Annotated in this window: 21 protein-coding genes; 7 read left to right on the forward strand and 14 right to left on the reverse strand. The window is 60.7% G+C overall.

What is annotated here, in order from left to right; all coding sequences use genetic code 11:
- Positions 1 to 97 precede the first annotated feature (97 nt).
- The 7 genes from frr to selA form a co-directional block, all read right to left on the reverse strand.
- A complete protein-coding gene (gene frr, locus ONB52_11360; GenBank protein ID MDZ7416735.1) occupies positions 98 to 655 on the reverse strand; it encodes a ribosome recycling factor in 558 nt (185 codons plus the stop codon).
- 178 nt (positions 656 to 833) lie between these two features.
- On the reverse strand, positions 834 to 1,622 hold the full coding sequence (gene pyrH, locus ONB52_11365) for a UMP kinase (GenBank protein ID MDZ7416736.1): 789 nt from the start codon (positions 1,620 to 1,622) through the stop codon (positions 834 to 836).
- A 230-nt stretch (positions 1,623 to 1,852) separates the two neighbouring features.
- A complete protein-coding gene (gene tsf / locus ONB52_11370) occupies positions 1,853 to 2,446 on the reverse strand; it encodes a translation elongation factor Ts (protein ID MDZ7416737.1) in 594 nt (197 codons plus the stop codon).
- Positions 2,447 to 2,538: 92 nt separating this feature from the next.
- Positions 2,539 to 3,321, reverse strand: coding sequence for a 30S ribosomal protein S2 (gene rpsB, locus ONB52_11375; protein MDZ7416738.1), 783 nt, complete (start codon positions 3,319 to 3,321; stop codon positions 2,539 to 2,541).
- A 259-nt stretch (positions 3,322 to 3,580) separates the two neighbouring features.
- Positions 3,581 to 3,970: a 30S ribosomal protein S9 gene (gene rpsI / locus ONB52_11380; protein ID MDZ7416739.1), complete on the reverse strand. Its 390-nt coding sequence runs from the start codon at positions 3,968 to 3,970 to the stop codon at positions 3,581 to 3,583.
- Between the two features lie 27 nt (positions 3,971 to 3,997).
- Entirely contained in the window at positions 3,998 to 4,429 is a 432-nt protein-coding gene (rplM, locus tag ONB52_11385; GenBank protein ID MDZ7416740.1) for a 50S ribosomal protein L13, read from the reverse strand.
- Positions 4,430 to 4,575: 146 nt separating this feature from the next.
- Entirely contained in the window at positions 4,576 to 6,036 is a 1,461-nt protein-coding gene (gene selA, locus ONB52_11390) for an L-seryl-tRNA(Sec) selenium transferase (GenBank protein ID MDZ7416741.1), read from the reverse strand.
- A 298-nt stretch (positions 6,037 to 6,334) separates the two neighbouring features.
- Here selA and ONB52_11395 point away from each other — a divergent pair, with 298 nt between their 5' ends.
- The 6 genes from ONB52_11395 (at position 6,335) to menC (ending at position 12,179) form a co-directional block, all read left to right on the forward strand.
- Positions 6,335 to 6,706: a DUF2007 domain-containing protein gene (locus ONB52_11395; protein ID MDZ7416742.1), complete on the forward strand. Its 372-nt coding sequence runs from the start codon at positions 6,335 to 6,337 to the stop codon at positions 6,704 to 6,706.
- 32 nt (positions 6,707 to 6,738) lie between these two features.
- Positions 6,739 to 7,728 carry a 1-phosphofructokinase family hexose kinase gene (locus tag ONB52_11400; GenBank protein MDZ7416743.1) on the forward strand — a complete coding sequence of 330 codons (990 nt, stop codon included), beginning with the start codon at positions 6,739 to 6,741 and terminating at the stop codon, positions 7,726 to 7,728.
- A 7-nt stretch (positions 7,729 to 7,735) separates the two neighbouring features.
- Positions 7,736 to 8,461 carry an OmpA family protein gene (locus ONB52_11405; GenBank protein ID MDZ7416744.1) on the forward strand — a complete coding sequence of 242 codons (726 nt, stop codon included), beginning with the start codon at positions 7,736 to 7,738 and terminating at the stop codon, positions 8,459 to 8,461.
- Positions 8,462 to 8,741: 280 nt separating this feature from the next.
- The gene (locus ONB52_11410; protein MDZ7416745.1) at positions 8,742 to 10,076 is read left to right on the forward strand and encodes a SpoIID/LytB domain-containing protein; all 1,335 of its coding nucleotides are present in this window, start codon (positions 8,742 to 8,744) and stop codon (positions 10,074 to 10,076) included.
- A gap of 54 nt (positions 10,077 to 10,130) precedes the next feature.
- Complete coding sequence (locus ONB52_11415; protein ID MDZ7416746.1) at positions 10,131 to 10,967, forward strand: GNAT family N-acetyltransferase; 837 nt, start codon at positions 10,131 to 10,133, stop codon at positions 10,965 to 10,967.
- Positions 10,968 to 11,036: 69 nt separating this feature from the next.
- Complete coding sequence (gene menC / locus ONB52_11420; GenBank protein MDZ7416747.1) at positions 11,037 to 12,179, forward strand: o-succinylbenzoate synthase; 1,143 nt, start codon at positions 11,037 to 11,039, stop codon at positions 12,177 to 12,179.
- Between the two features lie 803 nt (positions 12,180 to 12,982).
- On the opposite strand, the gene ONB52_11425 is transcribed toward menC, so the two are convergent.
- From ONB52_11425 to ONB52_11435, 3 genes are all read right to left on the reverse strand, one after another.
- Entirely contained in the window at positions 12,983 to 14,677 is a 1,695-nt protein-coding gene (locus ONB52_11425; GenBank protein ID MDZ7416748.1) for a T9SS type A sorting domain-containing protein, read from the reverse strand.
- Between the two features lie 267 nt (positions 14,678 to 14,944).
- Positions 14,945 to 15,745 (reverse strand): hypothetical protein, encoded by an 801-nt coding sequence (locus ONB52_11430; GenBank protein MDZ7416749.1) that lies wholly within the window; start codon positions 15,743 to 15,745, stop codon positions 14,945 to 14,947.
- 392 nt (positions 15,746 to 16,137) lie between these two features.
- Positions 16,138 to 18,723, reverse strand: a complete 2,586-nt coding sequence (locus ONB52_11435) for a M14 family zinc carboxypeptidase (protein ID MDZ7416750.1) — start codon at positions 18,721 to 18,723, stop codon at positions 16,138 to 16,140.
- 204 nt (positions 18,724 to 18,927) lie between these two features.
- Here ONB52_11435 and ONB52_11440 point away from each other — a divergent pair, with 204 nt between their 5' ends.
- A complete protein-coding gene (locus ONB52_11440) occupies positions 18,928 to 20,187 on the forward strand; it encodes a TlpA family protein disulfide reductase (GenBank protein ID MDZ7416751.1) in 1,260 nt (419 codons plus the stop codon).
- 413 nt (positions 20,188 to 20,600) lie between these two features.
- Here the strand turns inward: ONB52_11440 and ONB52_11445 are convergent, their stop codons facing one another.
- The 4 genes from ONB52_11445 to ONB52_11460 all read right to left on the reverse strand — a co-directional run bounded on the left by ONB52_11445 (position 20,601) and on the right by ONB52_11460 (position 23,603).
- Positions 20,601 to 21,278, reverse strand: coding sequence for a deoxynucleoside kinase (locus ONB52_11445; GenBank protein ID MDZ7416752.1), 678 nt, complete (start codon positions 21,276 to 21,278; stop codon positions 20,601 to 20,603).
- A gap of 660 nt (positions 21,279 to 21,938) precedes the next feature.
- The gene (locus ONB52_11450; GenBank protein ID MDZ7416753.1) at positions 21,939 to 22,715 is read right to left on the reverse strand and encodes a LytTR family DNA-binding domain-containing protein; all 777 of its coding nucleotides are present in this window, start codon (positions 22,713 to 22,715) and stop codon (positions 21,939 to 21,941) included.
- Positions 22,693 to 23,439 (reverse strand): aminotransferase class I/II-fold pyridoxal phosphate-dependent enzyme, encoded by a 747-nt coding sequence (locus ONB52_11455; protein ID MDZ7416754.1) that lies wholly within the window; start codon positions 23,437 to 23,439, stop codon positions 22,693 to 22,695. The genes ONB52_11450 and ONB52_11455 overlap by 23 nt, the downstream gene beginning before the upstream one ends.
- Positions 23,424 to 23,603 carry a hypothetical protein gene (locus ONB52_11460; protein MDZ7416755.1) on the reverse strand — a complete coding sequence of 60 codons (180 nt, stop codon included), beginning with the start codon at positions 23,601 to 23,603 and terminating at the stop codon, positions 23,424 to 23,426. Before ONB52_11460 ends, ONB52_11455 begins: the two co-directional genes overlap by 16 nt.
- Between the last annotated feature and the right edge of the window lie 4 nt (positions 23,604 to 23,607).

The raw sequence follows: 23,607 nt of genomic DNA on the forward strand, positions 1-23,607 counted from the left end.
AACAGGCTTTCTTGGAAGTCGGATTGTCTGAAAACGGGAGGATCACAGCCGGGTTGAGGGGCACGGAAACGGAAAAAAACGGCGCATTGAAAACCGCCTAAACTTCCATGATCTCGGCTTCCTTCTTTTTGAGAATCTCATCAATCTTGGCGGCATGGGCATCGGTCAGGCGTTGCGCCTCTTTCTCGAGTTTCTTCTCCTCGTCCTCCGAGATCAGGCCGTCCTTTTTCTCTTTTTTAAGATGTTCGATGGCATCGCGGCGCACGTTGCGCACCGCCACCCGGCCTTCCTCGGCGAGCTTGCGGCACAGCCGGATGAGATCCTGCCGCCGTTCTTCGTTGAGCGGGGGAATGGGGACGCGGATGAGGTTGCCGTCATTCTGCGGATTCAGGCCCAGATCGGACTTCTGAATCGCTTTTTCGATTTCGCCGATCATGTTTTTTTCCCACGGCTGAATCGTGATCAAGCGCGGCTCCGGTGTGTTGATGTTGGCGACTTTGCTGAGCGGGACCGAGGAACCGTAGTACGACACCCGGACGCCGTCGAGCAGGGCGGGCGTGGCCTTGCCGGTCCGGATCTTGGCCAGCTCGCTGCGCGTACTCTCCACCGCCTTGTCCATGCGTATTTCGGCGTCTTTGATGATTTTATGTGCCATAACCGTCACCGATCCTTCCTTGCAAATAAAGTTTAGAAACCTGCATACTTACCCCGCAGAAAACTCGCACGTCCGCGAAATTTCTTGAACCGTGAAGACAACAAGAACACAACGCAACGCCAGCCTGATGTCTCTCGCGTCCTTGCGGTTCACATTTGGTTGCGGCAGGAATGCCGCGTTATGTACTGGATGGTGAAATGGCGTCCGGGGAAACGGTGGTTCCAATCGGCTCGCCCAGGATGACGCGCTTGAGGTTGCCGGGTTGGGTCAGGTTGAAAACGATAATGGGCAGGTGATTGTCCATGCACAGCGTTACCGCCGTGATGTCCATCACCTTCAAACCGCGTTTGACAATTTCGAGGTAGCTGAGCTGATCGAATTTTCTCGCCTGACGGTTGAGCACCGGATCCGAGTCGTAAACCCCGTCGACTTTGGTGCCTTTGAGGATGGCATCGGCTTGGATCTCGATCGCCCGCAGCGAGGCCGCCGTGTCGGTGGTGAAGTAAGGGTTGCCGGTGCCGGCGGCGAAGATGACCACCCGTCCCTTTTCAAGATGGCGAATGGCCCGCCGGCGGATGAAGGGCTCGGCAATCTGCTCCATGCGGATGGCCGTCTGCACGCGGGTAAAAACGCCGATGCGCTCCAGGCAGTCCTGCAGCGCCAGGCTGTTGATCACCGTGGCAAGCATGCCCATGTTGTCGGCCTGCACGCGATCCATGCCGTGCGCGGCGACCGACAGGCCGCGAAAAATGTTGCCGCCGCCTACCACGATGGCGATTTCAACGCCGAGCGCTCGCACCGCCTTGATCTCCAGGGCAACCGTCTCAATCACCTGGGAATCGATGCCGTGCCCCTGGTTGCCCATCAGGGCCTCGCCACTGAGTTTCAACAGCACGCGTTTGAAGGCCGGCTGTCCTGGCGCCCTCGGCGAACCGGCAGCCGGCCGCACAGCTTCTTCGGATTTCATTGTTCCGTTTCTCATGTGCTGAGCGCGGCCGGGCGACATCGGCGCGACGCTGTTTGCGGGCTGTCTTCAGGCGGTTAGGTGAGCGATGGCAGGCAGCGTTGCGAAGTGCAAGCGGGTGGTCGCTGTGGGTTCACACCGGTCATCTGAAGACATTTTGCCGCGCCACGACGAATAAAGACAACTCAGGCCCGACAGTCATGTCAGCCGGGCCTGCAGTCAACTTCGTCACCTCATTCGCCGAGTTGAAAACGCACGAACCGGCGGACGGTGATGTTTTCGCCGAGCTTGCCTATGGTTTCGGCGATCACCTGACTGATCGTCCGGTTGGGATCTTTGATGAAGCTTTGCTCGAGCAGGACATTGTCCTGATAGAATTTCTCGAGCTTGCCCTGGGCGATGCGCTCGACCACATTGGCTGGCTTTTTTTCATTTTGCGCCTGCGAGCGGTAGATTTCCAGTTCCTTCTCGATCAGCTCGGCCGGCATTTGCTCACGGGCCACCACCTTGGGGTTGGAGGCTGCAATCTGCATGGCAATGTCACGCACCAGGGTGCGGAACGCCTCGGTTTTGGCCACAAAGTCGGTTTCGCAATTCACTTCGACCAGCACGCCCAACCGGCTGCCGGGATGGATATAGGCTTCGATGACGCCTTCATTGGTGGCCCGGCCCTTTTTGGTATCGGCGGTCGCCGCGCCCTTTTTGCGCAACCATTCGATGGCCTTTTCAATATCACCGCCGCTCTCGGCCAGGGCATGCTTGCAGTCCATGATGCCGGCGCCGGTTTGTTCACGTAGTTGTTTGACAGCCTCAGCAGAGACAGCCATGCAGCAAACCTCCAGTTGGTATCTATTGCAATCGGAATGATAATGACCGCAAGCGGCGGGAGCGGGCGGGCACACTCCGGCGGCGCCGGGAGCTAGGCTTCCACGCCTTCTTCCTCGGCAAACTCGCGCTCATCCATTCGTTTTTTGAAAGATTCTTCGTCGCTTTCTTCCTCGGCGCTGATCATCTCCTTCTGCAGCCCGCTTTGCGCCTCCAACACGGCGTCTGAAACCGCCCGCGCGATCAGACTGATGGATTTGAAGGCGTCGTCATTGCCGGGAATGGGGTAGGTGATCGGCGTCGGGTCACAATTGGTGTCGACGATTGCGACCACCGGAATGCCGAGCTTGTTCGCCTCCGCCACCGCAATCGCCTCCTTGCGCACATCGACGACAAACAGGGCGCCGGGCAAACGTGTCATCTCCCGGATGCCGCCCAGCACTTTTTCGAGTTTTTCACGCTCGCGCTCCAACGACAGAATCTCTTTTTTGGTGATTTTGTCATAGGTGCCGTCGGTGCTCATTTTTTCGATATTCTTCAGCCGCTTGATGCTTTTTTTGATCGTGCTAAAGTTGGTCAGCATGCCGCCCAGCCAGCGCTCGGTGACATAGTACATGTTGCAGCGCTCCGCGGCGTCCTTGATGACGTCCTTCGCCTGTTTTTTGGTGCCGACGAACAGAACCTTGTCGCCACCCCGCACGATTTGTCCCAATGCCTGAATGGCGAGCTGCAGGCATTCCAGGCTTTTCTTCAAGTCAATAATGTGGATGCCGTTGCGCTCCATGAAAATGTATTTTCGCATTTTCGGATTCCAACGGCGGGTGAGGTGGCCGAAGTGCGTTCCGGCAACCAGCAAATCCTGCAAGGTGACATTCATTTGATCAGCCTCCATCAGATTGTAGGGTTGATGCTCGCAAGCCTCCCGCGCAGTGACCGCGCCGGGAGGTTCACGAGCCCCGCGTACGCCCTCAGGCTTGGCGGGTCCGCCATCCGGCCGACAACAGGCTTCACTCTTCCCCGCAGGGAAACCCTCAAGCCCGGGCACGGATGTGTGTGATTTGAAGAAGAACTCCCGACCAGGTGCGGCATGGCGTCAACCGCCACCGGCACGCCCCGCCGGGGCCTGCACGTTAAGATTAACGCTTCGAGAATTGGAAACGCTTGCGGGCGCCCTTTTGGCCGTATTTCTTGCGCTCCTTCATGCGCGAATCACGGGTGAGAAAGCCGGCAACCTTCAGGATTTTGCGATAATCCCCGGCTTGCAGCAGCGCGCGGGCAATCCCCATGCGCAAAGCGCCCGCCTGGCCTGCGAGGCCGCCGCCGTTGACATTGGCGTAAACATCGAACTTGCCCAGGGTTTCGGTGGCTTGCAACGGCTGTTCGATGATCATCTTCAAGGTTTCGCGCTTGAAGTAGTCCAGCAAGGGCTTTTTGTTGACGATGATGTTGCCCGAACCCGGCAGCAACCGGACCCGCGCTTGTGAATGCTTGCGCCGCCCCACGGCGGTGAATGCTACGGTCTTCATGAACTCCTCTGCTGATAAAATGCCGATCTAATTGAGCTCGATGGGTTCGGGTTTTTGTGCGGCATGCGGATGCTGGCTGCCGGCGTAAACTTTCATCTTGAGAAATTGTTGATGCCCCAGAGTGTTGTGCGGCAGCATCCCCCTCACTGCCCGCTCGATCACACGCGTGGGCTGGCGCTTCAGCAAGCTGGTGAAACTCTCCTGCCGGAGACCGCCGGGATAGCCGGTAAAGTGCGTGTAGGTCTTGGACAACGCCTTCTTACCCGTCAAGATGACCTGGTCGGCGTTGATCACGACGACATAGTCGCCAACATCGACATGCGGCGCATACTGCGGCTTGTGCTTGCCGCGCAGAAGATGCGCAATCTGACTGGCGAGCCGCCCCAAGACCTTGCCTTTGGCGTCGACCAAAAGCCACTTTTGTGCGACTTCACCCTTCTTCGGCATATACGTCTTCACTGCGGACCTCGCTTTGTGCTTTCAGGTGATAAAGAAACGCGCAAAAACGCTTCCCTTTTCGATAACAGACGGCAATAATAGGAAATCCCCCCCAAAGAGTCAAGCCATTTTTCTGGGGAGCGAGGGGTCTTTCCATTGGATTTTATTCAGGATACCGTGATTGCCTCACCGCCCGGCTCGCCGGGGTCCAGCTCCCTGAAATTATTGATGATCATCTCGAGTTCATCCGGCTGGATCGTGCGGACATCCAGCCAGACACGATCATCCCGCACGTAACCCACCACCGCTGTTGCTCCCTGCCGCAAGGCTTTCGCCAGTTTCGCCGCCGACCACTCCCGGCTGCGTATGGTCACGGCATAGCTCGGAATTTTCTCAATGGGCAGCGCACCACTGCCGGCCTCGCTCTCGGTCTGCCGAAGCTCCAGCGTAAACCGCCCGCCACAGACCGCAAGAATGCCGTCGTGCAGTTGTTGTGCCCGTTGCCTGACCAGGGATAAATCCTCCGTCATCATCCCGATGACCCGGTGCCGTTGCGGGAGACTTTCGGGATGGAGAAACAAGCGCAAAGTGCTTTCGAGCAGGGTCAGAGTCAACTTGTCACACCGCAGGGCACGCATGAGCGGATTCTTTTTGATCCGTTCCACCAGGCTGCGCTCGCCCACGATCAAGCCGCATTGCGGGCCGCCCAGCATCTTGTCGCCACTGAAGGTGGCCAGGTGAACGCCGGCACGCATGCTGTCGGATACCACCGGTTCATGCGGCAACCCCCAAGTGCGCAAGTCCGCCAAAATTCCGCCACCCAGGTCATGCACGAGCACCAAATTGTGCTGCCGCGCCAGTTCCACCAACGCACGCAACTCGACCTCATGGGTGAAGCCGAGGATGCGATAGTTGCTTGGATGCGCCACCAGGATGGCCGCTGTCCTGGGAGAGATCGCCCCGGCATAATCTTGCAGCCTGGTCTTGTTGGTGGTGCCAACTTCGATTAATTGGGCGCCACTTTTCTTCACCACCTCCGGCATGCGAAACGAGCCGCCGATCTCCACCATCTGGCCGCGCGAGAGCAGGACCTGCTTGCGCGTCGCAATCGTGTTGAGCGTGAGCAGCACGGCCGCCGCATTGTTGTTGACGACACACGCGGCCTCGGCGGAAGTCAGGGCGCACAGCAGATGCTCCACATGCTGGTGCCGGTCGCCGCGCCTGCCACTGGCGAGATCGATCTCCAGATTGCAGTAGCCGGCCAAAACCTCCGGCAGGGCCTGCAGCGCCGGCGCCGACAGCACCGCCCGTCCCAAGCCGGTGTGGAGAATAATGCCGGTGGCGTTGACGACGCGCCGCAAGCGCGGTGTGAACAACAGGGCAACCTGTGCCGCCGTGCGTTCCACCGCCAGTTCCAGGGCCCGGGCTTCATCCATTTGTGCCGGCGCCGCCTGCAGCCATTCGCGCCGCAAATCTGCAACCGCGCGCCGCGCACACGCCGTCAACAATTCCGCCGACAGGCGCGCGCGCGCCGTGTGCAGACTGGCGTGCTGCACAATTTTATCGACCGCCGGCAACTGACGCAAGGCCGGCACGCTGGGGGCTTCGTTCGCCAAAGTCTTCTCCATGAAACAGCCTTCATGCCGCAATGCCACTCGTTCACCGTGCCGCAACGCGAATCACAGCAGGCAGGCATTGCGGGGATGAGCGGTTCGGCAAAAATCCTCCCGGGTGCAATGTTTTTTCGATGCGCCTTCCAAAACCGGCCTTCAAATTACCACGCGCGTCCTGAAAAGCAAGCAAAAATCCAGCGGCTGACTTGACTCTTTGCCAAAGCTGTGACATATTTCGCGGTCACGCCAACCGGCAGCGTTGTGCGTGGCGGCTGAACGGCGCGACGCCAATAGTTTTCAAACGGAGCTCTGCATGTTTTGTCCCAATTGCGAAGCCGAGTATGGCCCGGGCATCTTCCTCTGCGCGGATTGCCATCTGCCATTGGTTTCCGGGCTTCCCGAAAAAGCCGTGCCGGCGCAAGCCGTTCCCTATGTGCCCGTGCTCGCCACGTTCAAATCCGCCGATTTGATCGTCATCAAATCCCTGCTCGAGGATGCAGGCCTGGATTATCATACCGAGGGGGAAAATTTTCATTATCTCGGCTATCCCATGGTGCAATCGGTCAAGCTGCACGTGCGTGCCGACCAGGTGGAAACCGCGCGGGCCTTGCTTGCGAACCAGGTTTTGCGCGACCGGGCCGTTTCCAGCGATGGTGATGATGACGAGGACGACCGCATCGGGTAACGCCCATCCCTGCGCGGCCGCCGGGAGTGCCCATGATTGTGACGATTACGCCCAATCCCATGCTGGACAAGATGCTGTGGCTCCCGCGCCTGGAATATGGCCACACCCATCGTGCCAGCCGGCTGCATGAAATCAGCGGGGGCAAGGGGCTCAATGTTTCGCGGGCGCTGCTGCAGTTGGGGGAAAGCACGCTGGCCACGGGATTTCTGGGAGGATATACCGGCACGGCCATCCGCCGGTTGTTGGACGCTGAAAAAATCCCGCATGCGTTCATCGAGATTGCCGCCACCACGCGCACGGGCTTCACCGTGGTGGAAACGGAAAACCACCGGCATACTGCCGTGTTCGAGCCGGGCCATCAATTGCAGCCGGAGGAAGTCAGGGCCCTGCTGACTTTCGTGAAACAAATGCTGCCGCAGTGCCGGGCCCTGGCACTTTGCGGCAGCATGCCGTGCGCCGGCTTCGACCATCTGTACGCCGACTTGATTCAGCTCGCGCGTGCCCGTCACGTGCCGGTGTTTCTCGACAGTTATCACGCCCCGCTGCGATTGGGGCTGGCCGCCGGCCCGCAGTTCTTGAAGCCGAATCGCGATGAACTGCTCGCCACTTTCGGTCTGGACATGCGCGAGGCCGCACAGCAACACCAGGCGCTGCGTCTGCTGGCTGCATCAGGCGCAAGCCATGTCTTCATCACCGACGGTGAGCGGCCGGTGCACATTCTGGCGGAAGGCGCATATTATCGAGCCGTGCCGCCGGCCATCACCTGCGTCAATCCGCTCGGCAGTGGCGATGCCCTCGTGGCCGCATTTCTCCACGGCTGGCTGCAACACCTGCCGGTGGAAGCGTTGCTGCGTTTCGCGGTCGCGGCGGGGAGTGTGAATGCCGGTCATACCCTGCCGGGCTATGCCAACCCTGCTGAGATCACCGCGCTGGCAGCGCAGGTTCGGCTGGAACGCATCGGCAACTTCGAGAGTTTTCCGGCTCGAAACGGCAACGCCGCCGGCGCAAAACCAGACCATTGAGTTGCGCATGAAGAATCCTCTGGTTCCTGTTTTGATCGTTCTCCTGGCCGGCTTGGCGGCCACTACCGGCTACTTTTTCAATCGCTATCGGCTGGCGCAGCTCGATCTCGCACGGCAAAGTGAGCGCATCGCGGAGCTGGAGAGCCGCGTCCAGGCGCTGGCGAACCAAACCGCGGCACAGACCCTGCAATGGCAGCAGGAGGTCGCGCGGATCACGCAGGAAAAAGAGCAGGAGATCGCCCGCCTGTCCGGCACGCAGGAGGCGTTGATCAACGAGCTGAAACACGAAATCGAACAAAAGGAAATCCAGATCACCCGGCTGGCGGATCGTCTGTCGGTGCGGTTGGTGGACAAAATTCTGTTTCCCTCCGGCGAGGCCGATCTCAGCGCCGCGGGGGTGCAGGTGTTGCAGCGTGTCGGCAACATCATCAAGCACGCTCCGGATCAAATCATTCGCGTGGAGGGCCACACCGACAACGTGCCGATTGCGGCGCGCCTGCAGGCGCGCTTCCCCACCAATTGGGAGCTTGCCACGGCGCGCGCCACCAATGTCGTGCGCTTTCTGCAGGAAAGTGTCGGAATTGCTCCGGAACGCCTGCAGGCGGTGGGGTTGTCGCAATATCATCCCATCGACAGCAATGACACTGCCGCGGGCCGCAGCCGCAACCGCCGCATTGAAATCCTGCTGCTGCCGGCGCCTGCTGCTGCCAGCGAGACCCCGTCGCCACAATGAAGGGGATGGCGGGAGCGTTTACTCTGCCTGCTTCAGGTGATTCGGCGGACAATGACCGCACGCAAAAATCTCAAACGCCGGGTTGTAAAAAAACCCGAGGATCCCCATGCCACGGCCACGCCCGCGCAGAAACATTGCACTACACACTCGTGATTTCGGACGGACACCAATGCCAGCCGCCGTGAAGAGCAGCCAATCTGCAGCCATGCATCCAGTGCCGATTGCCCGGCGAATCACACTCGGAATACTCCCGACGCCAGGGCCCGGACACGACCTCAAAATGGCCGGACGCACACCGCGACTGCTGCACGCCATGCCGGTCTTGCCGGCCCTGCTGCTCAGCGCCTGCCTGCGCCCCTACACCGCGATGGAGCATTCGCAACAACCCGAGGTGCGTGTCGGGGTGATTGCGGAGGCCGCACAAGCGCAGTTCGAAGCAGCTCATGAATTCACCGTGTACAACACTGCCGGCCAATCATTACTGCCGCGGCAAACCAGCGGAGCCTGGATCGTCACCGCCGGCGCACCGGCCGAAAATCTTTTGAACCTGCAGCGGCGCGATGGCACGCAGCAACATACGCTGCCGGACGGCTTTGAAATTCGCGCCCGGGAAATCACGCTGGCGCTGGCCAATACCGAACGGCAAACATATCACGGCCGCCTACGCTTTCGCCGGCTGGCGGGCGACCGGATTGCCGTGGTCAACGTGCTGCCGGTGGAACATTACCTCGCCGGGGTTCTGCCGGCGGAGATGAACGGGCAATTCCCGCTGGAGGCGCTCAAGGCACAGGCGATTGCAGCGCGCAGTGAAGTCATGATCAGACTCCGGCAAAAGGATCCACGGACACTTTACGACATTTGCGGCGAGGCAAGCTGTCAGGCCTATGCCGGCAAGGGGCGGCGCTCGGCGGCGACCGACCGAGCTGTGAATGAAACCTTCGGTTTGGTACTGGCCACGCCGCAGGGGGAGATTGTGAATGCGCCTTATGCCAGCGTATGCGGCGGCCACACCGAAAACAATGAGCAGATTTGGTCGGGCAGCGCGCGGCCCCATCTGCGCGGCGTGTATGATGGCAGTGCACCCTCCCCCGCCGTCTCGCTTGCCAACGAGGACAGCTTGCGGCTTTGGCTGGCGGATAATCCGCCGGCTTACTGCAATCTCACCGGCGTGACCGTGCCCGCGGGCATGGCGTACAGCCGCAAGTATTTCCGCTGGCAATTCACCTTCAGCGCAACGGAACTGCGCGACAATCTCCGCCAACAAACCGGCGAGGATTTCGGCGACCTGCTCGATCTGCAACCGCTCAGCCGGGGGGTCTCCGGCCGGATCACGCGGCTGCGCGTGATCGGCACAAAAAAAAGCTTCGACATCAACCGCGAGCTTGCCATTCGCCAGGCACTCTCCCCGCAAACCCTGTGGAGCAGCTTGTTCGTCATCGATCGCACTCCTGCCGCCAACGGTGGCACACTCGAATTCACCCTGCGCGGCGCAGGTGCCGGGCATGGCGTCGGCATGTGTCAGATTGGCGCCGCACGAATGGCGCTGGCGGGCAGCCGCCATGAAGCCATTCTCGCGCACTACTACACCGGCACCCGCCTCCTGCGGGCCTATTGAGAACCCCAACAGACAACCGGGCAGCCTGCAACCGGGCTGCCGGTCCCGCCAGCCATGAACATGAAAGTTGTGATTCGTCCCCTGCGCACACACGCGGAATATCGCGCGTGTGTCGCCCTGCAAAAAGAGACGTGGGGCACGGTCTTCACTGAAATGGTGCCGCCCTCACTCCTGCTGGTGAGCCAGAAAATTGGCGGGGTGGCGGCCGGCGCCTTCGATGAAAATGAAACACTGGTCGGTTTCGTTTTCGGGCTCACCGGCGTCAAGGATGGCCGGCTGGTGCATTGGTCCGACATGCTGGCCGTGCGGCCGGAACGGCGCGATCACGGCATCGGCAAACGTCTGAAGCTCTTCCAGCGCGAGCAGGTGCTGGCGCTGGGCGTGCGCACGATCTATTGGACATTCGATCCGCTGGTGGCGCGCAATGCCCATCTTAACTTTAATCATCTGGGCGTGACCGTGGAGGAATACGTCCCCGACATGTATGACAGCGAGAGGCCGAGTGATTTGCATCGCGGCCTGGCGCTCGATCGCCTGGTTGTGGCATGGCATATTTCCCCCGACACGCCGCCCGAGGCGCCGCCTGATCTCTGCCAGCTTACACACACGCGCTTTGCCCGGGCAGCCATCATCAATGCACCGGCCGCACAAGCCGCCACCACCGGCCATGCCGGCGGTGCTCTGCCGTTGCATGAGCGCGTTCGCCTCGAAATTCCCGCGGACATTCAGGCGCTCAAGGAGCATTCCCTCGCAACGGCGCAACACTGGCAGGCGGCGGTGCGGGCTGCCTTTCTCTTTTACCTGCACCACGGCTATCGGGTCGCCGGCTTCTATCGCGATCCCGGCACCGGACGTTGCTTCTATGGCCTGCACCACGGCACGGCAGCCTGATTGTTCCGGCGGGGCCAATGCACGCCCGCGAGCCGCACCAATGAATTCAAACTGACTCCCCGGAGGACCATGATGCTGCAAATCGACAGCCTCACCCTGCGCGAGATTCGCCTGCCACTGAAGGAGCCCTTTGCAATTTCCTCCGGCACGGTCAAGGATCGCCGCATCTTTCTGCTGCAACTGCGTGACGCCAGCGGGCTCACCGCCTGGAGCGAATGCGTTGCCGGCGAGGAGCCGAACTACACCGCCGAGACGGTGGAAACCGCCTGGCTTGCACTGCGCGAGTGGATTGCCCCGCGCGTGCTCGGCTGCCGGTTCAATCACCCGCGCGAAATTTTTCCGCTGCTCGAACAAAACTTCCGCGGCCACCTGATGGCCAAGGCCGCCTTCGAGATGGGTGCCTGGGAGCTGGCAGCGCAGCTCGAGGGCGTGCCGCTCAGTCGCATGCTCGGCGGCACGCGCAGCCACATCCCGGCGGGCGTCTCACTCGGCATTCAAAAAAATCCGGAGCGCCTGGTCGAACTGGCGCATGCCGCCCGCGCGCGCGGCTATCGCAAGATCAAGATCAAAATCAAGCCGGGCGCCGATGTGGAGTTCGTCGCGGCGGTGCGTGCTGCACTCGGTCCGGAAGCGCCGCTCATGGTGGATGCCAACAATGCCTATTCCCTCGCCGACCTGGAGCGGCTGGTGAAGCTCGATGCCTTCAATCTCATCATGCTCGAACAGCCGCTGGCGTGGGATGACATTGTGCGCCATGCCGCGCTGCAAAAACGGCTGCGCACCCCGATTTGTCTGGATGAATCGATCACCGGCCTGGCGCAGGCGGAAGACATGGTCACGCTCGGCAGCGGGCGGATCATCAACATCAAACCCGGCCGCGTCGGCGGTTTTTCGGCCGCACTAGCGATCCACGATTTCTGCGCCAAAAACGGCGTCCCGGTGTGGTGCGGCGGCATGCTGGAAAGCGGTGTGGGCCGCGCCTACAATGTCGCGCTCGCCTCGCTGCCCAACTTCGTGCTGCCGGGCGATCTCTCGCCCAGCGACCGTTATTGGGAACGCGACATTGTGACGCCGGAATGGACGATGTCGGTGGACGGCATGGTCAGCGTGCCGCTGGAAAAACCCGGCATGGGCGTCACCGTGAATCTCGATCGCGTCGATGATCTGACGGTGCGGTGTGAGCGGGTGGAGCGAAGAACAACGTTGGTCTAAATAAAACCATGCTCCCGGCCTGTACGGCCGGCCGGAAATTGGGTTCTGTGTTGATGGGTGTGGCCAGCGGATGGCAAGACCCTGGCCGCAGGCGTTGCACCAGTGCTACTCCCCAGGCACGCGCCTGCCTGCTCCTGTTGTCTCCCAAGAAAAATGCACTCCCACGAAATGGCCTTTTCCGTGGGAGTTCTGTTTGCGCAGGTGAAATGCTTGTGTGCGATGTTGCGAGCGCCTCCGGTTTTCTCCCACGAAAATGCACCCCCACGAAATGGCTTTTTCCGTGGGATTGTTTTTTTCGTGGGAGAGCTCTTTTGTTTGATCCTGACGCCGATGGTTGAATCACTGTTGTGATGCCTGAATTTTGCCACGAAAGTACTTTTGTAGTGAACCCTTCAGGGTCGGTGCCTGAAGGCACGACTACGAAAGCCCATTTTCATCCTGAGTGCCGCCCCCGCCGCCTGGCAAATTACCCGAGAAAATTCCGACCGCGAAAATTTTTTCAACCGCCATGACACGAAGAACGCCAAGCTATGCCGGCATGGCGCTCTTCGCGACTTCGCAGTGACACTTCCGCCCCCTTGATCTGCCACAGCTTGGCCGTGGCATTCCGGCACAGAGCATGTACAGGATCGCAAGATAAAGCCGCAGTCAAACCGTGGCGGAACGGTCACTCTTTGCGAAATCTCTGCAGTTTCGTCTCCTTGCGTGCGCGCCCATCCTGCTGCAAAACAAAAAGGCGAACAGCAAGAGACGCTGTGCTGTCGTCTCCCGCTCTTCGCCTTTCGTTTCCTGCCGGTGAGATTCTACCGCACCAGCACAAACTTCTTCACCGCCACCTGCTGGCCGGCCTGCAGACGATAGAAATAAACGCCCGCGGGCAGCGGCCGTCCGAAGCGATCGCTGCCGTCCCAGGTGATCTCCCGGCGGCCGGCCTTGCCGGGCAGTTGTTCCAGCGCCGTGAAGCGCATGACTTCCTGGCCCATCAGGTTATAGATCGTCAACCGGGCGGGTTTGCCATTCGTGCCGGTGCTGAAGGCCAGGCGGAGGGGTTCGCGCTGCGGCGCGAAGGGGTTGGGGTAGGCGTCATGCAAACTGAAAGACGCCGGCGCCCCGCCAGTCTCCGCCACCGCGCTCGGAAAGGTTTGCGCTGTCGCCGTCACCACCAGGGGATTCTCCTGCCAGTTCTTGAATTGCTCGCCGGTCGCCACCGCTTCGCCGAAGGCGTCGAGATGATAGGTGCTGAAATCAAAGCTGAACCGGCCCTGGATTTTTTGGCCGTCGACTTGCACGCCGAAATCGCCGAAGGATTTCTGGTCGCCGGTGTCGGTGGCATCAACCGTGCTGTTGTCCTTGAAATACAGATTGCGGGTCGTGCCGATCTTGGGAACGGTGACCAGCACCAGCAAGCCGAAGGGATCCCCGCTTGCCGGCCGGTGCGAAGCGAGCAGCCAGTTCACCCGTTCATCCACCACCGCGGTGTTGATGCCGCTGTCCGCCACGCCGTCGATGGTAATGCCGCCAGGGTTCTGGGCATTAAAGAATTGCCGCGTCAAGCCGGCGCTGTTTTCATTGAGATCGAGCGACTGGCGGATGTGGCTGATGCCGAAGGTCTCGGCATCCGCGCTGTCGATCGTGGCATTCTTGAAGATGATGCTGGAGGAATAGGGGAAATATTGCATCTCGAAGGAGAACGGCAGCTTGAGAAACGGCACATTGAAGACGATGATCACCAGCGTGTCAGCCAGCAGGCGGTAACCGCGCACCGGGCCGCTGGCAAAATTCAGGCTGCCGAATTGCAGGTTGGTTTGTTCATCGATGGTGTAGGGCAGCCGGCCGATGATGGGCACGGTCGCCGAGCCATTGACGCGCACTTTCAAGCGATCGATCAAGTTGCCGGTGAAGCCGCTGCTGCGCTTGATGGCGGTGAAATTGGGCAGGCCATTGCCGGCATGGGCGACTTTGTAGGTGAGGCCGAACACCGTGTCGGTGCCGGCGGTGTTCGAAGACCCGCGGTCGTAGCTCAGATACCCGGTCACGCTGGGCCGGTTGCTGACATTGCGGTACAAATAGACCCACGCCTGCCCGCCGGGAGCAAGCGGATCATCCAGGGCCAGCTCGATGCGCGGATGGCGGCGCGCACCGGCATCATCGAGCCACTTGTCCGCGGGCGCACGGTCACCGGCGTCGCCCGGCATGAACACCACTTCATCGTTGGCATCGATGGGGCCGGTCTCATTGCCAAAGAAGCTGCCGTTGCTGTCGACTTTGTCGATCTGAAAGGGAATCGGAAGCCATTGATCCCCGGACAGGCTGTAGCGGTAGGCGGTGAGAGAGTCAATCGTCAGGCCCAACAATACCGGGGTGTTGATGGCGTCGAAAACGACGGGATCGAATTGGCGGCCGAGTGTTTTTTGCTGGGCTGGCAGCGGTGCCACAGTAAAACCTGTGAGAAGCACAGCGGCGAGTACCACCACTCCGAACTTCGAGCGAGTACGCATGAGGGAACCTCTCCTGATGAAATGAAAAATGGGGGTCGGCTTCCCGGCACATGGTGTTCCGCCTCCCGCGGCCGGCCGGCCGTGCGAGGCAGCGCACGGCGCGCCCGGGAAGAGACCCGTGATCAAAACGCGCCTTGTGCTACCCTGACCCATTTTTTCAGAGAACATCTGTTGAGCACGAGCGTGCCCGGCTGCGACGCCTCCGCTGTCTTGCTGCTTGCGCGCCGCAAACCTTTTTCCGCGACGGGCGGCATTTTTGTCAGCCTTTCAGGTTGCAATCGTGGTTTCCGCCGCCACCGTCCCGGTCACCGGATCTGCCGCACCGCCGTGCCCGGCTTGCAAACGGGCTCGCGCCTGCTGCAACAAGGCCTGCCCGGCCGCGTGCCGGGCGTCTGCCTGCAGGCACTTGCGCGCGGCTTTGACGGCACGATCGAACCATCCGCTTTCGAAGTAATACTGCGCGGCCATGAAATAGGCGCCGGGCAAATCGACTTTGGTGAGCAGCTTGCGCAGCACGTGGCGGGTGTCAAGCCTGGCACAGGCGGCAATCTGTTTCTGATGCTCCAGCACAAAATCGATCACCAGCACGTTGTCCGAGTGACTGCGCACGAATTCCAGCACCAGGTTGATGCCCTCCTCGAAAATCGTATCGAGCTGCTGAAGATTGGCGAGCAGCGTTTGAAAATGCGCCTCCCAGCTCTCCGGCTGGTGGGCATAATGCGTCAGGATGTAGCGCAATTCGCACGCCACCATCACCTTGTGAAAGAGCAGGCCAACGTGATCGCTGAAAGCGGTATCCGCATAGCCCGGCACCAGCTTGTGCCGGCTGCCTTTGGTGTTCGCCTCTTCCCGGCGCCGAAAGATCAAATGATGATCTTCCTTGACCTGAGACAGCGTGGCACTGATCGCCCTGAGCACTTCGAAAGACGGTGCCCGCCGGTTTTTCATACGGGTGCGCCGCATTTCATGATAAGCATGGCAGGCCTGCAAATAGCCCTGTATCATGTTGCGCACCTTCCAATTCTTGACGCTGGCGATATAGTCGCGCGGCGTCTTGCTCATCGCCATGAAAACCCTCTGCACAAAACGTTCCCATCCCGGCACGGCGTGCAATCCCCCCTGGTGAATCACCTCGAATTTCCCCTGGTGCCGGCAAACCAATCAGATCATGTCGGTCATGCGGACACCTGCGGGTAAAAAGCGCGAGGTCACGCCCGGTTCTTCACAGGAATCCCGGCAAAAGGACATCCCGGGTGTCCGCCCGCCCCGCTTTGAAACAACAGTCTTTTCACCTGCACGCGCCGGAACGGAAAGGCGCACACCAAAGCGCGAAGCCGCCGGGACACGGCAAAGAAAAAAAGCTGCGGGGTTTTCCCGGCGTTGCCTTGCGGCCTGGTGTGCGGCGTAAGATTGCCTGTTTCTTATTTCTGCAAAAATCCCATCGAGAGCGAGTCAACAAGCTAATGGCGCAACAGCGCATTGAACAGAAACCGGTAAGTCGCACGCATCTGCCCGCGGAACAGCGGCCGAAATCCGAAAAGAATCACCCGTCCCCTGCCCAGCGGGACTTCCACCAGGGCAGCCTGCTCACGCAGATGTTCCTCACCCTCCAGCCACCCGGAAAGCAACAGGCCGTGCGGCGGATAGGTCAACACTGCCCGGCCCTTCTGGCAACGAAAAGCCGGCCCGTTGAGAAAAAGCACGGCACTTTCACGTGGCGCGCCATACCCCAGGAAATGATCGGTGTCGGCGATGACCCGCAGCAGCGAGCCGGGCGCGTTCAGCCTGCCTTCCTGCACGCCGGCCGTCACCTCCGTCACCTGCAGCCAGAAGTGATGCAACACCAGCTCGCAGGCGGAAGCAAACGTGATCAACGTGCCGCCGGCATCGACAAATTGCCGCAGCTTGCGAATGCCCAATTCACCGAGGCCACCGGCATATTCCGCCGGCATGTTGCTGTGGTCGTGACCAGACTCCAGGGTGCTTGCTTTTTGGTCGGGCAAGATAATCACCTCAAATGAATTTCGCAAGTCTTGGGCGAGCAGGTCGGCATTCGACAGGGTGGTGTAGGCAAAGCCGTAATCTTCCAAAACCCAGCGTGTCCATCCTTCATCCATGTTGGCCACCCAGCTTCGATAAAGCCCGATGCGGTTGGGAAGCACGCGCCGGTGTGGCAGCGCCGGTCGTCGCACAAGACCGTGGAGCTCCACAATGCTCGAATTGCCGTGTGCACTGTTGAGCGGGCTGATACTGCGCAACACCTGCCGCATGTCCCCGGTGGCCTTCCCCCTTTCCACCAGAAACGTGCCGGCCGGCCAGGTGCGACCGCCCGCCACGAATTCCTCCGTCACCGTGGACACCGCCACCCCCTGCCGCAGCAGGGCATTGACGACACGGTAGGAGGCGGTATTGCGCCGGTCCAGCGCAAAAATGCCGGCTTGCGTTTCGCCGGTCAGGTGGACGCCACGGTTGACCTCTGCCACCGTGCGCCGGCAGTCCGGCATTTTTTCCACGGCAAACACTTCGACCCCGAGAAAAAGCGGCAGAGTATGAGCCGTCACATCGTAAGGCGGTCGCGGTTTGCCATCACTGCCGGGGATGCGCGGATACTCCTGCCTCTCGAGCAGGGCCCTGGCGAAATTGCCAAACGGCTGGCCGAGTGCCACGAGATAATCACCTTTGGCGAAGGTCGCACCGCCCGCCTGAAAGTCCTCCTGCGCCTGCTCGATCTCAACCATCCCGGTCTGCAAAATGTCGAGCAAGTCCAGCAAGCCCTGGGGATCGAACTGCTGGCGCGGAATGACGTAGGCGCCCGCTGCCTGGCAGGTACGGCGCTTCACGTCGTAAAGGCTGCGCAACCAAAACTCGCGATGTTGCGCGGCATGTTGCAGCGCCGCCCGGGCGGCGGCGAGATCATATTCGACAATGTCGCGCAACCGCCACACGCCGCCGGGCCAGGGCGCGGGGAAATTCCACGAGCGCTGGCGCGCATCATAGCCCGGGCCGGCGCGCAACTCCTCGGGCTTGATGGTGACCGGACTGGCAAGCGCTGCGCTGGCGACCTCGGTCAACAGGCGCACCCCGGCGTGATAGTGTGGATAAGCGCGTGCCGGCGACCAGGCATCGAAGATGGCGTTGCTCACCACGCCGGTTTTGCCCTGGGCGGTCAACACGCCCTGCACATGCATGCCCAGCAGATTCCCCAGCGCCACTTGCGCGGGATCGACATTGGGCTCGACCGGATCGAGGTAGGGCGGCACGAACAGGCGCGCGCCGCTGCCGCCCATCTGATGCATGTCGAGCGTGATGTGGGGATGCCAAACATTGTAAAGTTTCCCGACGGTGAGGCGGGTCTCCTTTTGCGTGAACATGAACCAGTCACGGTTGTTGTCGTGGCCGGCGTATTTGTGGTAAAGCCACGGCAGCTCGGCGCGCTCAAAGGGGGTGCCGAGATTTTTGCGATACCACTCCACCACCAGCAACTGGCCGTCGGGGTTGTGGCAGGGCAGCAGGATTGTAATGACATTCTCCCGCAGGGCGTGGCCCGCCGGTGATTCGTCCGTCACCAGATCATAAGCCAGCTCCGGCGCCATCTGGGTCGCGCCCACTTCAGTGGCGTGAATGCTGCAATTGATCAGCACCACCGCGCGCGCCTGTGCCAGCAACGCGGACGCTTCCGCTTCCGCCAGCGACCGCGGGTCTGCCAGCCGCGCCTGCACCCGCTGCCAATGTTCGAGCTGCGCGAGATTGTGCGGCGCGCTGATGAAGGCCACGTGGAGATCATTGCCCGCGGTGGTTTTGCCCAGGTTCTGCATTTGCAGGCGGTCGGAAGCCGCATCCAATTGCTGAAAATAGGCGATGATCTGATGATAATCCGCCAGCTTGTAGTCGCTGCCCGGACGAAAACCAAAATAAGCTTCCGGCGGCGTGACGCGAGATGCGGTATCTTCGCCGGTGTGCACCTCCGCCGGCCCGCTGAACGCCAGCAGTGCCGGCAGAGCCAGCAGGAGCAATGCTCCCTGGCGCAGCAACTTTGGCGGCAACACAATTCCTCCAGGCATCGATTCGCTATGCCAACTGGTTGAAAGGACGGCCAATCTTACGATTTTCACCGGCAAAGGCAAGAGGGAATTGGGGATTGACAATCCCGGGCGCAACTTTTATCTTGCGTCACAGGCAAGCGCCCGGAGCGGCCGCCACGAAAATGATGATTCAGGAAACACGTGCAAACCTCACCCTCCCGGAGCGACATGAAAACCCGCCTCGCCCTCTCTGCGGTGATGAGCGTCATCCTTACCCTGGGTACTTCCTGTCACCAGAATCCTCTTCCGCAAAAAGCAAACTGGCGCGGCACGGCCGATCTGGCCGAGGGCCGGCAGTTGTCTTTTCTCATGCATCTCGATCTTTCGGCGGTGCCGCCGACGGGCGGCTTCATCGTCGGAAATGAGACCACGCCCATCCCGGAAATCACCACGGCCGGTGATTCCATCTTTTTCATTTTTTCGGAATACGGCGCGCTGATGCGTGCACAGTGGCGCGCAGGCCGGCTGCAGGGCGAGTATCTGCGTTTTCGCAGCGATACCACCGCCTTCCCCTTCCGCGCGGTGCCGGTCACGCGGGAACCGCCCGCCCCGCCTGCCCAACCCGGTGTGCCGCCCGTTGGTTCATTCCGGGTTTACTTCGAGCGCGCCGGCGGGATTGACAGCGCCAGCACGGCAACATTTTGGGTGAAAGGTGATTCCATTTTGGGCACCATCATCGACCCCAGCGGTGACTACGGCTTGCTGGCCGGCAGGCAGCAGGAGAAACGCGTGCAGCTTCACCGCTTTACCGGCTGGCAGGCGCTGATGATCGAGCTGGCGCAAAGCCGGGGCGAGTGGACCGGCAGGCTCTACGTGCGCGCGGAAGCTCCCGTTGTTTTCAGCTTGAAACCGCTGCACACCCTGCCGGCGGCAGCCGGCTCTGCGCCGCAAACTGTCCTGCAGAATCCGGCGGCACCCTTTCACTTCAGCGGTGTGACGCTGACGGGCGATACCCTCACCAGCGCGGATGCCCGTTTTCAGGGCAGGGTGTTGCTGATCGACATCATGGGAAGCTGGTGTCACAATTGCATGGATGCCGCGCCGCTGCTGCAGCAGCTTTATACTGAATTCCACGATGCCGGCCTGGAAGTCGTGTCGCTGGCGTTCGAGATCAAAGATGATTTCACCCTGGCGCAAAAGAATCTCGGCCTGTTTCAACGGCGCTACGGCCTCACCTTCCCCATCCTGTTTTGCGGCAGCACGGCCGAGGCCAACGTGCAGGCACGCATCAAAAGCCAGCTCGACGGATTCCGCGGTTATCCCACGGCAATTTTCGTGGGCCGCGATGGCCGGGTGCACGCGATTCACTCCGGCTTTCACGGCCCGGGCACCGGCGAAAGATTTCAACAGCAAATCCGGGAGTATTACGAGACAGTGAGGGGACTGCTGCAAGGTGGCGAGAAAACGCCGGCGCATGCGGGCGGGTGAGGCGGGGAGGGGGGGCAAGTCTGCTTTGCGGACGGCGGCAATTCCCGGGATAATTGCCATGCCGCGCGGCACCCATAAAGATGAAAACGCGCAGACCTCGTGTCTGCCTGCAGGCTGGCAGCCATCGTTAATGAAGACGGGCTTTCGTAGTCGTGCCTTCAGCCACCGAACAGGCTGCTACAAAAGTATTTTCGTGGTCAACGCAAAGTCGCCGGAAGGCCAGGCTGCCAGGCACTCCGCAAGGTTTGCTTTTGCAGCTTGGCGACTCCGCGCCGCGGCGTTTGTGCATTTTCATGGTGATCGGTTTGCAGGCGTTGCGCCCGCCTGGCGGTCGAATGCCCCCCGCAGCTTGTCCTGCACCAGCCGGACGGCCCGGTGGCTTTCATATTGTTGGCAGGCGGCGCATGCCCGAACTAAACTTCGCCCGGCTGGTCTGCCACCAGTTGATAAATCTCCGCCAGAATGCCGTCCGCCCACTCCCTGTCTTGCAACAGATCATGTTCATCGGTTTCGATCACAAAGACGCGATGGTGCCTCGCCGCATGCTTGATCCAGCGCTCGTAGGCGATGTTCAATTGCGCCAGGTACTCTTTGTCGATGTTCTGCTCGTAATCACGGCCGCGATGGCGGATGCGGCTGATCAGTGTCCAGATCGAAGCGCGCAGATAAACGATGACCGCGGGCGGCTGCAGCGCCTGTGCGATGGCGCGATACAAGTCCAGATAGCAGGCGAAATCGCGTTCCTGCATCAGGCCGCGGTCAAAAAGATTTTGCGCAAAGATTTCGGCGTCTTCATAGATCGTGCGGTCCTGCACACAAATCGTCTCGCTGACCTGGATGCGCAGGTGATCCTTCAAACGTTCCTTCAAAAAAAAGAGCTGGGAATGAAACGCCCAGCGGCTCATGTCCTTGTAGAAATCGGCGAGATAGGGGTTGTGCACTTCCTTCTCGAAGAAAACCGTCCAGCCGAAGCGTTCTGCGAGCATGCGGGTCAAGGTGGTTTTGCCCACGCCGATATTGCCGGCGATGGCCACAAAGGCATGGCGTTTGGCTTCGCGTTGTTGCATGGGAGATGGCAGCGTGGCGATCACGAAATCTCTCCGCTTCCCGGAATGCCCTTGTGCCGGCCCGCACTCCGACAGGGGGGAATGCCTCGCGATCGTGATTGTTTTTCAGGGGGAATATCCGGGTGTTGCCCGGCGCAATTCGCAAATCGTTGAGCATTATAAGCAATTCCCACCAAAACGCAAGCGCTTTGTCGCAGGAATGGCAGTGCCTCAGTTGCGCGTGGGGACGTGGCGCAGGCCTTTCGTCCAATGTCACTATTCTGCATGCCGGCTTGCTGTTCCCTGAAACAAATGGCGTGTTCACAAAGCTCCGTCAGTTATTCCGTTCGAAGTCAAACAAGACTTTTGTCGAATATGGAACAGCGCTGACTGCGAGATGCGCCCGTTTGCCGAAGACGTCAGGTTTTTTCCCCACGATTTTTTCGTGGGACTTCGCTTTCGCGGGCGGAATGCTTGTGTTTAATGTTGAGAGCGCCCCTTGTTTTCTCTGTGGGAATTCCGATTTCGTGAAAGGTTTCGCCACGAAAGGGTGGGGCGTCACTCGGGAGGCGTTCTCGTGGTGAGGAAAGCATGGCCGCGGCACGGAACAGGAGGGCTGCGGCAGGACGTGTCCTGCTTTTCCTGCTGACGACCTGCCGTGTGGCAGAGCGCCCGCGCTTGCCGGCGTGAACCTGCGTGCGTCATTCACCCCGGCAGGGCCTTGAGACGGGCATAGCCGGCGCGACTCACCGGCAGGCGGCTGCCGTCGTGCAGCATCGCAACGCGGCTGTCTTTGGCATAAAGCTCGATGCGCTCCAGCCGGTCGACATTCAAAATGTAGGAGCGATGGATGCGCACGAAGCGCCGGTTGTCGGGCGCCGTTTCCAGCTCGCCGATGGTCATCTGCTTGAGATGGCTTTTGCCCTCCACGCGCACACCGACGTGGTCATCCTGCGCTTGCAAATAGTCGATCTTGCCCAGCGGAGTCACCAGCACCCTGTTGCCGTCACGCAGCAGCAGGCGTTCGAGTGGTGCCGCGGCGGCGCGCGCCGCGCGGGTCAATTCGGCGCGCGGCAGCGGCTCATGCTGTGCCATGCGGCGCCTGGCGCGCGCCACGGCTGCGTGCAAACGTTCGGCGCGGAGGGGTTTCAACAGATAGTCCACGGCCTGCACCTCGAAGGCGCGCACAGCATATTCCTCGTAAGCCGCCACGAAGATGACGGCCACTTCGCGGTCGAGCAATTCCAGCACTTCGAAACTGTTGAGCTTGGGCACCTGCACATCCAGGAAGAGCAAATCGGGCCCGGTCTCGGCGACCGCTTGCACCGCTTCGAAGCCGTTGGCGCATTCTGCCAGCACCTGCAATTCCGGATCGGCGGCGGGATACTCGCGTATCACGGCGCGGGCGAGTCCCTCGTCGTCCACCATCACCACGCCGATTTTCGCAGTGTGCGGGGACTCAGTGTGTGCGCAAGTATTCATCGACGCGCTGCAGGGCCTCGGTAAAATTCCTCCGCCCCAAACCCAGGCGGAAATGCCTGCCGGGAAAGTCAAACAGGCTGCCGGGCACGGCCATCACGCTTTTTTCCGCGAGCAGGGCGCGGCAAAATTCTTCGCTGCTGCCCGCGCCGCGCCATTCGGGAAAGGCGACCGGTGCCCGCCAGCGCAGCCGGCCGGCGTGGGTGCGGCAAAAGATTTCGGCGTGCTGCAGATTCTCACGAATGAGGGCGAGATTGCGGGCCCAAATTTCTTCGCGGGCGTGCAGCGCCATCAAGCCCAAAATCTCGTTGGCCGCGCCGTTGCAGATGGTGGTGAAGTCTTTCAGCGTGAGACCGGCGTGCAGCAACGCTGCGTCGCGCGTGGCCAGCCAGCCCAGCCGCAAACCCGGCAGGCCAAAACTCCTCGACAATCCCGCCAGGCTGATGCCTTTTGCATAGCAATCACAAACTGCCGGCAGTCGTGCTGCTGGATGGTATTCCCAAAAGCGATACATCTCATCGCTGAAGAGCAGAAGATCATGGCGCCGCGCCCGGGCAATGATCGCTTCGAACTCGGCCCGGGTGGGCAGATCGCCGGTGGGATTGTGCGGAAAATTCACCACCAGCAGGCGCGTGTGGGCGGTGCGGCAGCGCTCGCGTTGATCGAGATCGAGCGACCAGCCGCCGGCCGTGGCCCGGCAGAACCAGGGTGTTAACCCGCAGCCCAGAGCGCAATTTCATAAAGCGATTGATAGGCGGGGAAAATGGTGATGACGTGATCGCCGGGCCGCAACAGTGCGTTCATGGCGAGAAAGATTGCTTCTTCGGGCGCGGTGCCCGCGTCTTCACAAAATCCCGGCAGGGCGAAAGCGGTGGCGGCTGCAGGCTGCAACGCG

It is taken from the genome of candidate division KSB1 bacterium (assembly GCA_034506255.1).
Taxonomy (GTDB): domain Bacteria; phylum Zhuqueibacterota; class Zhuqueibacteria; order Zhuqueibacterales; family Zhuqueibacteraceae; genus Coneutiohabitans; species Coneutiohabitans thermophilus.

What these genes read in the sequence shown, in the direction of transcription:
- rpsB (MDZ7416738.1), bottom strand. Translation starts at nt 3,321, where the DNA reads ATGAATGTCACCTTGCAGGATTTGCTGGTTGCCGGAACGCACTTCGGC.
- ONB52_11410 (MDZ7416745.1), top strand. Translation starts at nt 8,742, where the DNA reads ATGGCCGGACGCACACCGCGACTGCTGCACGCCATGCCGGTCTTGCCG.
- ONB52_11405 (MDZ7416744.1), top strand. Translation starts at nt 7,736, where the DNA reads ATGAAGAATCCTCTGGTTCCTGTTTTGATCGTTCTCCTGGCCGGCTTG.
- rpsI (MDZ7416739.1), bottom strand. Translation starts at nt 3,970, where the DNA reads ATGAAGACCGTAGCATTCACCGCCGTGGGGCGGCGCAAGCATTCACAA.
- frr (MDZ7416735.1), bottom strand. Translation starts at nt 655, where the DNA reads ATGGCACATAAAATCATCAAAGACGCCGAAATACGCATGGACAAGGCG.
- ONB52_11450 (MDZ7416753.1), bottom strand. Translation starts at nt 22,715, where the DNA reads ATGAATACTTGCGCACACACTGAGTCCCCGCACACTGCGAAAATCGGC.
- menC (MDZ7416747.1), top strand. Translation starts at nt 11,037, where the DNA reads ATGATGCTGCAAATCGACAGCCTCACCCTGCGCGAGATTCGCCTGCCA.
- tsf (MDZ7416737.1), bottom strand. Translation starts at nt 2,446, where the DNA reads ATGGCTGTCTCTGCTGAGGCTGTCAAACAACTACGTGAACAAACCGGC.
- ONB52_11395 (MDZ7416742.1), top strand. Translation starts at nt 6,335, where the DNA reads ATGTTTTGTCCCAATTGCGAAGCCGAGTATGGCCCGGGCATCTTCCTC.
- ONB52_11430 (MDZ7416749.1), bottom strand. Translation starts at nt 15,745, where the DNA reads ATGGCGATGAGCAAGACGCCGCGCGACTATATCGCCAGCGTCAAGAAT.
- ONB52_11425 (MDZ7416748.1), bottom strand. Translation starts at nt 14,677, where the DNA reads ATGCGTACTCGCTCGAAGTTCGGAGTGGTGGTACTCGCCGCTGTGCTT.
- selA (MDZ7416741.1), bottom strand. Translation starts at nt 6,036, where the DNA reads ATGGAGAAGACTTTGGCGAACGAAGCCCCCAGCGTGCCGGCCTTGCGT.
- ONB52_11415 (MDZ7416746.1), top strand. Translation starts at nt 10,131, where the DNA reads ATGAACATGAAAGTTGTGATTCGTCCCCTGCGCACACACGCGGAATAT.
- pyrH (MDZ7416736.1), bottom strand. Translation starts at nt 1,622, where the DNA reads ATGAAATCCGAAGAAGCTGTGCGGCCGGCTGCCGGTTCGCCGAGGGCG.
- ONB52_11440 (MDZ7416751.1), top strand. Translation starts at nt 18,928, where the DNA reads ATGAAAACCCGCCTCGCCCTCTCTGCGGTGATGAGCGTCATCCTTACC.
- ONB52_11400 (MDZ7416743.1), top strand. Translation starts at nt 6,739, where the DNA reads ATGATTGTGACGATTACGCCCAATCCCATGCTGGACAAGATGCTGTGG.